The sequence below is a fragment of the Candidatus Magnetominusculus xianensis genome (genome assembly GCA_001541255.1).
GTDB classification, from domain to species: Bacteria; Nitrospirota; Thermodesulfovibrionia; order Thermodesulfovibrionales; family Magnetobacteriaceae; genus Magnetominusculus; species Magnetominusculus xianensis.
In genome coordinates this window covers 1-11,974 of the sequence record LNQR01000018.1, presented here as the reverse complement: position 1 = coordinate 11,974, position 11,974 = coordinate 1, and the positions used below count along the sequence as shown (strand labels likewise).

The 11,974-nt window shown below is 45.9% G+C and carries 9 protein-coding genes; 4 read left to right on the top strand and 5 right to left on the bottom strand.

The features are described 5' to 3' along the window. Positions 1-11: 11 nt before the first annotated feature. From ASN18_RS01735 to ASN18_RS01720, 4 genes are all read right to left on the bottom strand, one after another. Complete coding sequence (locus tag ASN18_RS01735) at positions 12-1,607, bottom strand: protein kinase domain-containing protein (RefSeq protein ID WP_085050875.1); 1,596 nt, start codon at positions 1,605-1,607, stop codon at positions 12-14. Next, positions 1,604-2,233, bottom strand: a complete 630-nt coding sequence (locus tag ASN18_RS01730; RefSeq protein WP_085050874.1) for a hypothetical protein — start codon at positions 2,231-2,233, stop codon at positions 1,604-1,606. The genes ASN18_RS01735 and ASN18_RS01730 overlap by 4 nt, the downstream gene beginning before the upstream one ends. Positions 2,234-2,388: 155 nt before the next feature. Next, the gene (locus tag ASN18_RS01725) at positions 2,389-3,225 is read right to left on the bottom strand and encodes a vWA domain-containing protein (RefSeq protein ID WP_085050873.1); all 837 of its coding nucleotides are present in this window, start codon (positions 3,223-3,225) and stop codon (positions 2,389-2,391) included. 18 nt (positions 3,226-3,243) lie between these two features. Continuing rightward, positions 3,244-6,162 carry a VWA domain-containing protein gene (locus ASN18_RS01720; RefSeq protein WP_085050872.1) on the bottom strand — a complete coding sequence of 973 codons (2,919 nt, stop codon included), beginning with the start codon at positions 6,160-6,162 and terminating at the stop codon, positions 3,244-3,246. A gap of 321 nt (positions 6,163-6,483) precedes the next feature. Between ASN18_RS01720 and ASN18_RS01715 the strand changes: the two genes are divergently transcribed. The 3 genes from ASN18_RS01715 to ASN18_RS01705 all read left to right on the top strand — a co-directional run bounded on the left by ASN18_RS01715 (position 6,484) and on the right by ASN18_RS01705 (position 9,629). Next, positions 6,484-6,732, top strand: coding sequence for a hypothetical protein (locus ASN18_RS01715; RefSeq protein WP_085050871.1), 249 nt, complete (start codon positions 6,484-6,486; stop codon positions 6,730-6,732). A 117-nt stretch (positions 6,733-6,849) separates the two neighbouring features. After that, positions 6,850-7,476, top strand: a complete 627-nt coding sequence (locus ASN18_RS01710; protein ID WP_085050870.1) for a hypothetical protein — start codon at positions 6,850-6,852, stop codon at positions 7,474-7,476. 2 nt (positions 7,477-7,478) lie between these two features. After that, positions 7,479-9,629: a diguanylate cyclase gene (locus ASN18_RS01705; protein WP_085050869.1), complete on the top strand. Its 2,151-nt coding sequence runs from the start codon at positions 7,479-7,481 to the stop codon at positions 9,627-9,629. Here ASN18_RS01705 and ASN18_RS01700 read toward each other — a convergent pair. Beyond that, entirely contained in the window at positions 9,626-10,285 is a 660-nt protein-coding gene (locus tag ASN18_RS01700; protein WP_085050868.1) for a class I SAM-dependent methyltransferase, read from the bottom strand. The genes ASN18_RS01705 and ASN18_RS01700 overlap by 4 nt on opposite strands. Positions 10,286-10,403: 118 nt before the next feature. On the opposite strand from ASN18_RS01700, the gene ASN18_RS01695 reads away from it, so the two are divergent. Continuing rightward, positions 10,404-11,974 (top strand): lytic transglycosylase domain-containing protein (locus tag ASN18_RS01695; RefSeq protein ID WP_157072780.1); only part of this gene is annotated, 1,571 nt, incomplete at its 3' end.

Here is an 11,974-nt window from a genome sequence, read left to right as displayed (position 1 = left end):
ATTATAGCTTATCAGCGCCCGCGTGTAGAACGGTTGTCGCCTGCTGCCGCCTTATTAATGGCAAGCCTGGCCGGGTCATCAGCGGCCTCGGTAACATGTCCGGCCTTCATATATGCGCCGCTGCGATACGCTGGGGTATCGCTTGGGGAGGCAGTGATGCGGTTTGGGTATTCGGCTGTCTCGCCGCTGTCGTTTTTAATCCTGCCAAGCAGTTTATTTTTACCGGCCTTGAGGTATGTAATAGCCTTGTTTAGTATGGCCCGGTTGTTGTCGGTCTGGTCGTAGGCGGCAAGGATGAGGGAAAAAAGGATGAAATAGAGCAGACTCAATTTTAGTTTCGCACCAAATGTTATGGTTTGTGCTGCGGCAGGCTCTGGGGGAAACTGGCGCTGCGGCTGATGCTTCGGCTCTGGGGGGATTGGGATGCTCAGTATATAACCACAAAATAAGCAGAGCGCGGTTGACTGGTCATTTATCGCGCTACAGTTTGGGCAGACGACCTTGATATTCATTGTGTGCCCGTAGTGTGGCGGCTCTTGATTTGTTAAATCTGCGGCTACTGCTGTTGAGCCTGTCGGGAAAGAATGAATCCGTGTCCCGGCGCTTGGCTTAACTATTAATTGTCCCGGTAACTGTCCCGGCATATCCTCCCGTTCAGTCGTCCATGAATTCATCGAAAGCGGCAGTTCTAAATCCCCCGCTTCAGCGCTTATCGCATCAAGCTGCCCTAAGAAATCCGGCAGTTGTTCGTATGGGGTGAGGCACGATGCGGCAATTGCCTCAGTCAGGGTCTTTATCTGTTCAACCGGTGCAGCGCTAAGAGTTCTGAACAGCAGCGATTGGTTGGTGTTGAGGAAATCTCTGGCGCAAAACAGTAAGTTGTCGCCGTTATAGTATTTCTGCCATAAACTTAAATCATGTGCCAGCGCGGTTAATGCCGTAAATATGACAACAGCAGAGAACGAATCAATGTGCTCATCATAGTGGCAAGTCTTTCGTTTTGGGTGCTGATAGTTCGGGTGTCCGGATTCGCAGCTAGTGTTAAGCGTCATTTCGGGGCAGTATAGGCCGTCGTAGTCGATGAGGCGCAGCCCTCCCTCCTGATTAATCAGTATATTGCCATGCTGGAGGTCTCCATGAGCGATGCGATGGCCGCGGAGTGTTTTGTACATCTCAAGAAATCGTCCGCGCACGCTTAGAATGCCTTGCGTGTCTTTCTTAGCAGCACAGATGTCGATGTATCTGTCCAGAGGGATACCGTCTTGCCACGGCATTTTTAATATAGGATATGCCTGAGCGTTTACGCTTATCCCTCTGGCAATGTACTGGAATTTCAGAAAATACCCGCAGTCAATCTTATTCAGATAGTTTGATATTTGTTCACAGCGCGTTTGCATGTCATCTGGGGCGTTCAGGAAGCATTTTATTGCGTACTGTGCATTAGCAGTGAATATTTTATAGACAGAGGCAAAATTGCCTGACCTGACACGCGGCAGCCCCAGCTTGTCTGTTTGAACGGCGCCGTGTTTTAGTTCATCATCGAAAAGAGACAGGCGCGGGTTCTGAAGGGCCTGCTGGTACTGCAGCGGCAGCGGGTATTTCCTCACGGCAGTTTTCCAATGGTTAGTATAATGGCCGTTGCATCGTCGTTTTTCATCTGCTTTGTCTGTCTCAGTCTTTCTATTAAAAGTTTAAATATCGCCTCGTTTTTTATCTTACCAAGTGTTTTCCATGGAAATAAACCACCCTCACAGCCCTTTAAAAACCATTCTGCAAGGGCATCAGACAAGAGAAACATTGTATCACCCTGTCGTATCTCCCCGCTTTTTATTAAGATGTGAGCATCTGGTGCGCCGTGAAGACTTGATATTAAGTTGGGGGTGTTGTCAAAGTCCCCCGGGTTTTTGATTGGAAAGGCATGAATCAGCTCATCGCCCCTAACAATAAATACGCACACATCGCCTACGCTGACGGCCTCCCATCTATAGACATTTTTTTGAAAAAATGACCGCTTTTTCGGGTCTGTAGCTGGGATTAGCCTTACACCGGTGAAGGCGGCATGAGCGCCGTTGTCTGCCTTAAGCTGTGCATACCACGGCAGTGTCCTTGTTGATATGAGCTCGCTCCACTTTGCACCTGCCTTGTCTATAGCTGCCAGCATGATGTGCCTCAGACCTGAACTTTCCCCTGAATTTTTCGGGGCATCCGATGTAATAAACGAATCCACCAGCATATTGGCGAATTCTCCTGAGAATATGGACTCGGTTGCCCCGTCGGCAATACACAGGCTATATTTATTAAAGCCGTATGCGTCTTCGTAGCACTCCGGCTGATTGCCATTTTTTTGAATGCCATAGGCCTTAAGTCCGTTGATGGGTTTAGCTGTGTTTATCTTAGGTTCCCAACCCTCGTGCCAATGTCGATGAACTTAATCAGCGAAACAAGGTCTGCGTTAAAACCAAAGCCGCGCGACTGCGCCAGGACATTATAGCCGTCTTTTCGTGCGGCCTGAGTCATCGGCTCTGGAAGCAGACTTGACATCTCAAACAGGGACTTCCCCAGTTGGTCTGGCAGCAGCGCATCCGTATCAGGATACAGTATTGGTACCGCCTTTTTAGAGGATATGTGAATATTAAAAAACAGGCAATTGCCGTTGTTTGTGCCAAGCCTGTACAGGTCCATCGCGTAGGGAATTGGATTTCCGTCAGTGGAATCACCGTCTGTGATATTAATAGCAATGGGTGGGTAGCTGTCAGGGTGGGCTGCTGTCCAACGTTCAAGGATAGTCTTTGCATATGTAATAGCCTTACACATCGGGGTAGCGTTATTGGCCACTGGCTCAAACCAGATGGGGAATTTCACAGGTTTCTCCGCCGTGCTGCCGCCTTCAGCGGGGAACTGCTGCATACGCTCTTCGATTCTCAGGGGATTGTTGCCAAGCGCCTCAATTTTAATAAGCTCATGTCCGGCAAATATGCCGGAGAAGGCAGGGGCTACTTCGGGATTGCCATATCCTATGACGCCAATCTCGAAATAATCGCGAATACCATCGTCTTTTGTGCATTTCAATATCAGATTTGCGATTAATTTGTTTATTGTATCTGCAACCCCCTGGCTCTTGGATATGGTGTCACTGCCTCCGAAGGGGTCACTCATCGAGCCGGACTGATCAATTAGAAATAGAAAGCAGCCCGGATTGCTTCGGCTTATCTCTGCGTCGTACATAACGTATGTTCTCCTCGTTTATTCACTCAGAATCAACAACAACCTCATAAGCTCGGCCATGGCTTCTCTGACTGACGCCACTTCTCTTCTCATGCCTCCAATCTCTTTGGCATATATGGCGGAAGAGTCTTCTCTTAAGCTGGTTTCCATGCCAGTTATATTGTACTTGACGGCATAGACTGCGTCTTCCATTTGGCGGGATATTTCTGATATTTTCTCTGCTATTACCTTGATTTCACCGGCTTCCACTTCTGCATCTGTCACCTTTTTGATTTCAGCAGCCAGGAGTGTTATCGCAGTTTCTATTTCGATTATCCGGCTTTCTATCTTTTCGAACGTTTGACCTGGTGAAAGCCCGTGTGTTTTTTCTATATCTATTACAGTGTTTACAAGGTCAATTATGGCATATTTCATGGCGTCGAGGGATGCATCCAGATATCGGGGTATGTCTGATAGTTTCTCGTCTACAGCCGTAATTTCAGTTCTCAGGGCAACATCGCTTTCAGATTCTCTGTTGGCGTATTTTTTTACTTCTGTATCAAGATTTGCTATTGACGAATCGATTGTGCTGAGCCTGCTATTGAGTGTTTCTATAGCCACGATGTTATCTTTATAAATGGTTTCTGACGCAGCGCTGCCGACTGACTCTGTTAACGCTAAGGGCTGCCGCTCAGAGTACTCTATCTGCTTTACCATGATCACAGAAAGTGCTTCCTCAATGGCCTTGATTTCCACCTTCAGGGCAGAAAACTCCTTTTCATACTTACTTTGAATGGCATCTGTAAGAATGCGCTCCAAGTCAACTGCGCTATTGGTCATGGCATTGACCGCGTCGTCTATTTGCTTTGAGACAGTTGATATTTGCCCGCCGACTGCTCTTATTATAGTTGATACGGCGGTTGACACTGAGGCAGTGAGTTCTGCGTTTTTATCATCAATTTGCTTTGAGACAGCCGATATGTGCCCGCTGACAGACTTTATCTCTGTTGAGAGGGCAGCGGCGAGTTCTGAGTTCTTTTCCACTGTGGCGTCTTTGAAGTCCGACATCTCTTCCTTCAGGGCCTTTAGCCCGGCAAGCCCTTCTTCATGCCGCGTTTGGACGACTTCGGTCAGGGCAAGACGCGTGTCTGTTATTTTATTTTTAATAGAACTGGCGGCGTCTTCCATTTGCCGTCCGACAATTGATGTTTGTCCACCAACGGCCTTTATCTCTGTTGAGAGGGCGGCGGTGAGTTCTGAGTTCTTATCAATGATCTCGTCTTTGAAGGTTGAGAGTTCTGCCTTCAGGCCGGTAAGCCCCTGTTCGTGTTGTGTTTGGGCGGTTTCAGTCAATGCCTGCCTCGTGTCTGTTATGCTGTTATTAATTGAAGCAGCGGCGGCGTCCACATGGCCTGAAAGGGTTGAAATCTGTCCGCCGACGGCCTTTATCTCTGTTGAGAGAGCGGCGGTGAGGTCTGAGTTTTTATCAATGCTCTCGTTTTTGAATGCTGAGAGTTCTGCCTTCAGGCCGGTAAGCCCCTGTTCGTGTTGTGTTTGGGCTGTTTCAGTCAGTGCCTGCTTCGTGTCTGTTATACTGTTGTTAATAGAAGCAGCGGCGGCATCCATCTGGCCTGAAAGGGTTGAAATCTGTCCGCCGACGGTCTTTATCTCTGTTGAGAGGGCAGCGGTGAGTTCTGAGTTTTTATCAGATGCATGTTTTATTTCTGAGTCAATTTTTGTGAGCTTGTCGGCTGTGGCGGCAACCTCGCCATGTATTTTCTTAAGCTCTGACGACTGATGTTCGTCAACAGTGTCGGGCTTCCTGGTCTTAGTAATCATATGGACAATGAGGATGAGGCTTACTGCCGAAAGTCCTATGAGCAAGTAAAAAAGCGTTTGGCTGACGGGGCGCTCAGCGGCTCCTTTTGTGTCCACTTTGGAATAATCTGTGGGATAAGCAGGTGATGAGTCAACAGGGGGCTTACTGTCTTTAGCGGTAGAGAATTCTTTTTTTGCCGTTACATCGGCGCCGTTAATGGCTGCTTTAACAAATGCCGTGTATTTGCCGCTTGGCGCGGAGAAAGGAAACTGAAACTGATACATTGCCTTAAGCCCCGAGGCAGAAGCCCTTGCTAAAAGTGCTACATCTTCGTACTTAGGGAACTGATAGGACTGCCCGCCGCTGACCTCCGAAATTGTCTTTAGGAAATCGAGATATTTATACTTACCAAGCGCTATTGTGTATACAGGGATGCCTGCGTCCTTAACAGCGGTGATAACATCGGCCTCATCGGCGCTGCTGTGTTCATCTTTGCTGTCTGTGATTAATAAAATGGCAGTCTTAGGTGTCGCAGAGGAGGAGGCTTGTTTGAGGCACTCTGTGACAGCCTTAAAGAGTACGGTTCTGTTTTCATTTGCCCGCAGTTCATCGACCTTGCTGTAAATTATGTCTTTGTCTTTGGTGAACCCGATGAGTTTATTAACATCGATGCCAAAGGTGAAGAGGGCGGCATAGTCATTTTCTTTGAGATAACCCATGAACTGGGCAATAATCTTCTTTGCCTCGACAATTGGAACCCCTTTCATGCTCCCGCTTATGTCCACAGCAATGATTACAGAGAGCGGGTCATCGGAGGTCTGTTTAAATGAGAAATCAGAGATTCTTTTATCATCTATGTAAAGCGTAAAGCTGTCTTTTTTTAATCCCCCGATGGGATTTCCCATCCTATCATAGACAGCCGCTGACAAGGAGACCCTGCCGTCGTATGGCATAGAAACATCTGAAATCTTTATAGATGGGGAAAGGGCGTCCTGCTGCTGGGATATGTTGTCTTGGTGCTGCCCGAAGGCAGCCGTACAGCAAAGCACAAGGGCTAAAAACACATAACACGACATTGTTAATTTATGACCATATCTTTGAAATCCTGACTGCAACTGTGGCGCTGATTTTACCGGCATGTCAGATACCCAGCCCGCAACTCAGCCATTAGCGCCAACCGCGCAGATTAACAAAGTCCAACCGCATATATCAACAAAGGCCAATCGCATAACTCACCTGACACAACCATACTTTATAGGTATCGGTATTTTTTTGTCAATAATTTTGTGTCACCTGTGTCAAGGGCAAGCAAAAAATGTCATATTCAGATAAAAAACATGTGGAATGGCAAAAAGACAGATTTGACACAGGGATTTTTTGTGTGGTATCATCATTGCGTGGAATTTATTGAATACAAAACCGTACAAATAAAATTTGTAATTATAAGGAGGTGAACACAAATGAAGAAGATATTAATGTCGTTGGTGTTAGTGCTGGGATTTGCCTCAGTGGCAATGGCAGGCTATGACAAGTGCGCAGGTTGCCATAATGGAAAGGTATCGCCTGATAAAGCAGCCCTCACGGCAAAGTTTAAAACAGCTGCCGATTTTATAAAGGCCGCTAAAGAGTCAAAAAACCCGATGATGAACGCAGTTAAAGGCAACGAAGCTGATCTAAAGGCAGCCGCCGCAGATTTAGGCCTTAAGTAATTGTACAATTTATAAGGGCAGGTAAGGATCCCTTGCCTGCCTTTGCCAATAACTACCGACATGCTAAAGTATATCTCCATCGTCGTGCTAATACTAACATTGATGTGCTGTGCTGGCATGTCCGTTGAACCCAAATCAGCGGCCGTAGGTACAGGGGCAATCTGGTCACCTGACCCAAAAATAATAGATAAGATGAGAGAAGAATGCTGGAACGTTAATCCATTCCTGCTAATCCCTCAAAAGGCAGCCCAATGCTGTATAGATATTATGAAAGGGGTAGGGGCGCCGCCCGAGGCCGTCGCCTTCTCAAGCGCAATGCTTAAAAACCGCACTGATACCTTTTGCTATATGTCGTCATTTAGGAAAATCTCGATAGTAGACATGGCAAACATAGTGTGTCCATTTAAAGATGACTCAACATCGGATATGGTCTTACTAAACGGGCAACCCGCCATTGTCTGGATAAATGACCTGAATAACCTAAACAAAATAGACTTGTTTTCTGAACCGGAATATGGTAAAATGCTTAGGAGGCACAATGAGGCATTGTTGTGGCCTTTTACCAGCGGGCTTACAGGGGTGAAGAAACTACCAGGCGGTGGAGAGCGATACATGTTTAACTTCAGGCTGTTAAATGGTTGCGAGGGGTGTCCACTTTCAGGGACTATGACAGTAGCGTATGATTTCAGCGCAGATGGTCATTTTATGGGCGTTACTTTAATAGAATTAGTTACGGCTGAGTAACAATGAAATTCTCTACGAAATTAACCCTTTTGTTTTTCAGCATAGCCCTGGCATTTCTGTCGGCTGGGTCTTACTTTGTGTATGTGTCTGAGGTGAGTATCGTTGAAGATCAAATAAAAGCCAACATGGAAACGCAGGCCTTCCATACAATCGATAAAATAGACAGACTGCTTTTTGAAAAATATGCAGATATAAAGCAATTGGCCTCTGACCCGGTACTTGTTTCAAAGGAATCAAGCCCGGAGGAAATTAATCAAAGATTAAATTTCTATTTAACCCACGACAAGACATACAAGTCGTTGTCATTTTTTAATATGGATATGGTACGTGTTGTGGACACATCAGGTAAAGAAATAGGTCAAAAGCATCCGTTGACAAATTATTGGGTGAAAATCAAAGAGGGCAGCAACTTTGTAACAGGTATATATGAGTCAGTGTCGTTAAAAGAATATGTTTATTATTGTGCCTCGGTGGTGAAGAACGAAGATGGCAAACCTATAGGAGTTGTAGTAGCGAGAGTGCTTATAAATACGATATACGATATAGTCGATAATGCATCAGGAATGGATGGAAAGGTCAACGCAGCCAATACTGAAGTAGAGTTGGTCGATAAAGACGGCCTGATAATCTACTCCAACAAAAACAAAGCTTTAAAGGCAGCCTCTGCGGACTGGGAGTTTGCAAGCAAGTTGATAGCGTCTGGAGCTAAAACAGGCAGTATACGCCACAAGCACCAATACGGCGATGAGGAGATACTTGCCTTTTCTATTGAACGGGGCTATCAGGGTTTTGCTGGTAACGGCTGGTCGATAATAATGGATATGCCTGCTAAAATTGCCTTTGCTCCTATTGTGAAGTTGAGAGACAGAAAGATATTTGTCTTCCTTGTTATGACTTTTATTGCACTTGTAGTCGTATATCTTTTTGCCCGAACGCTCTCAAAGCCAATAATAAAAATAGGAAGTGCTGCAAGGGAAATCGGAATGGGCAATCTTGACATAAAGTTAGAGGCGAACTCACGAGACGAAATAGGGGAAATGGCCAAATCGTTTAATAAGATGGTCGAGGATTTAAGACTCTACAGGGACAAAACGGCAGACTACGGCAAGGAACTTGAGGCACAGAACTCAAAACTTGAGCAATGGGCAAGGGAGCTTGCAATTCACAACAGGGAGAATCAGATATTCAGCAATATGGGCGATCTCCTGCAAGCCTGTAACTGTGTATCCGAGGCCTGTGAAATAATATCCAATACAGCCTCGCGGTTATTCCCATTTGAATCTGGAGGTATCTATATCTTCAACGCATCGAGAAATATCATCGAATCAATATCCACATGGGGCGCTGTAGGCTCTAGTGAGCAGGTGTTTACCAAGGATGACTGCTGGGCGCTCAGGCGTGGACGCGCCAACATAATATTAACGACTGAGGATGTCCCCCGCTGCCACCATGTAAAGGACTCTATCGCAGCATATATGTGTGTACCGATGTCAGCGCAAGGCGAAACGCTGGGAATGTTCCATTTAATGCTTGGTGTACAGACTGAAGACGTAACGCTGATAAAGGAGAAAGAGCAGCTTGTGCAAAAACTTTCTGAAAACGCAGCGCTTGCGATTGCAAACTTAAAACTCCGTGAGATGTTAAGCAAACTCTCAACAAGAGACCCCTTAACAGGGCTTTATAACAGGCGTTACATGCAGGAATATCTTGAGAGAGAAAACCAGCGCTGTCTGCGCAAGACAGCCACCCTTGGTGTTATCATGGTAGATGTTGACCATTTCAAACACTTTAACGATACGTATGGTCACGAGGCTGGCGATTGCGTACTAAGCGAATTGGGCATGTTCCTTAAGGCTAACATCAGAAACTGTGACATAGCCTGCCGCTATGGAGGAGAGGAGTTTACGCTGATTTTGCCAGAAGCCACTTTGGATGCAACCCTAGAGCGGGCCAATATGCTGCGTGAGGGGTTTAAGCACATAAAAATTAATGTCAGAGGACAAGTCCTAAGCGCCATAACCCTTTCGATGGGAGTTGCTATCTTGCCAGATCATGGTACAGACACTCAGCAGATATTGAAGAGCGCTGACGAAGCGCTCTATCAGGCTAAACACCAGGGCAGGGACAGAGTTGTTGCTGCGACGCTAGGTTAAATGTCCTGCTTCCTGAGCGCAACACCGTGTATGAAATATGACATGAATTCGGGCATGATTCCAATACGCTGCCTGTCACGGTTGATGTCTTTGATGTGAAAGCCAGTGCTTACAATGACAGATTCGATTTCCCTGTTGAGATGGCAGCCGCAGAAAATTGTCTTTGTTACAGGGGTCAGGATATTCTGCAGCCCCCTGTCTATAGGGTTGTGTGCCGCCACATGTTCAAAAAAATGAAAGGCACCGCCCGGCCTGATAACGCGATAGATTTCCATTAATGCTTCACTAAGGCCGCCAACGCTGCAGAGCGTCATGGTAGAGACCACTGCATCAAATGCGTTGTCTGCAAATGACAGCGTCTCTGCACTGCCCTTTACAAAGGTTATGGGGATGCTTGAACCGGAGATATATCGCTTTGCGCGTCTAATCATCCCCGCGTTTGGCTCAAGCGCGGTAACAGACCTTATACCAGAAGTATAATAGGGCGTGTTTGCCCCAATACCAAAGCCTATCTCAAGCACATCACCAGCGAGACCGTTAAGCGTATCACGCCGGAGATTCTTTACGATGTCATTTGAAGAGTCACCCATCTTCTCCATAAACCATGGGAAAAAGTGCTCACAATACAGACCCATCTCAACCCCCGCTTGTTCCATGTCTTTATCTACAGAACAGCTTATTATACCATAAACAAGTCATAATACGGGGAATTTAGTATTAAGTGGAAAAAATAAACTTGTTCTTTTCTTCGTTTACTGGTATTATATATATCTTATGATGTGGTACTTAAAGTTAGTTCTGAGATATGCGGCAGTAGCTGTAGTTTTTGGCCTTGTTGCAGTATCAGTTTTCCCTGGGACATCAGCGGCGTCGGTAAATAGATTTGCGCTCTCAGAACCATGGCCTTATCCATGTCCGGCACCTATGAGGCATCAGGTAGATTTTTGGATAAAGATATTCACCAAGTACACGACTAAACAGGCTGTTATACACGATAACAGATATTTAAATATTATTTATTCAGCGATTGACCTTACAGAGGAACAGAGCAACTCGAAGAAGGCCAGAGTTGGAGTGCTGTCTTTTGAGATAAGTAAATACAGGGAAATCCTGCTTAAGCTGGATCAACTCCCACCGGATGACCCTGACAAGATAAATGAACTCTCACCAGAGGAGTTGCGCGTATATGAGATGTTTAAAGACATTGAGGGACCTAACAAGTTCTCTGAGGCAGCCGAACGTCTAAGGGCACAAGTAGGACAGAAGGACCGTTTTCAGAAGGCGATAGCAAAATCGACAATGTATATGAAGGACATGGAAAGGATTTTTAGAGAAGAGGGCGTTCCACTGGCGTTGACACGGCTGCCATTTGTCGAGTCGGCATTCGAGTTAAGCGCCTATTCATGGGCAAGTGCCGCCGGAATATGGCAGTTTACCGAGTCAACTGGCAAGATATTTCTAAGAATGAACGCCATTGTGGATGAAAGAATCGACCCTATGAAGTCAACCAGGGCTGCGGCAAGGCTTTTAAATGAAAACTATGCACAGCTTGGCTCATGGCCTTTAGCTGTGACGGCATATAATCACGGCGCGGCAGGGATGTCAAAGGCAATGAAAACACTCTATACTAAAGATATATCAGAGATAGTGGAGAAATACAAGGGACCTGCCTTTGGATTTTCGTCGAGGAATTATTATGCCGAGTTTTTAGCCGTTTTAGAAATCCTTGAAGACTACCAAAGTTATTTTGGTGATATAGATTTTAAGGACCCGGAGGAGTTCGAGGTGCTGCGCACGGGCAGACCAATAAAAGTAAGTACCCTTGCATCAGCGTGTTCTCTGGACGATATACGGCGCCTGAACCCTGAATTAAAATCATCAGTTATGGAGTCAAAGGCTTCGCTTCCCAACGATTATTTTTTAAAACTGCCGCCCGGCATAAAAGATTCCTTAAAACATGCAGAGACGCCGCTTCCACCCGAACACAAGTCTGTAAATAAAAAACGAAAGACCGATACCGCTTCAAAATACACTAGTAAAAAAAAACAAGAGACTCCATCAGAGGAAAAGTCAGTTCACATAAAACCAGACACGCCTCATACGGAAAGCGCCAAAAAAACAGTCAAAAAAACACCGACAGACACAGAAAAAGCACCTGATGCAACCGTAGCAGACAAAAAGACTGCTGTTGCTGACATAGCTAAAAATATCGCCAAGAATGAGCGTAAGGACTCTGAAAAGAAGTCTGATACAACACCTACTGATACTGCCAAATCTGATAAAAAGACAAACACTGTTACCACTGCTAAAAATACCGGAAAGCCTGAACTCAAGGGCTCTGAAAA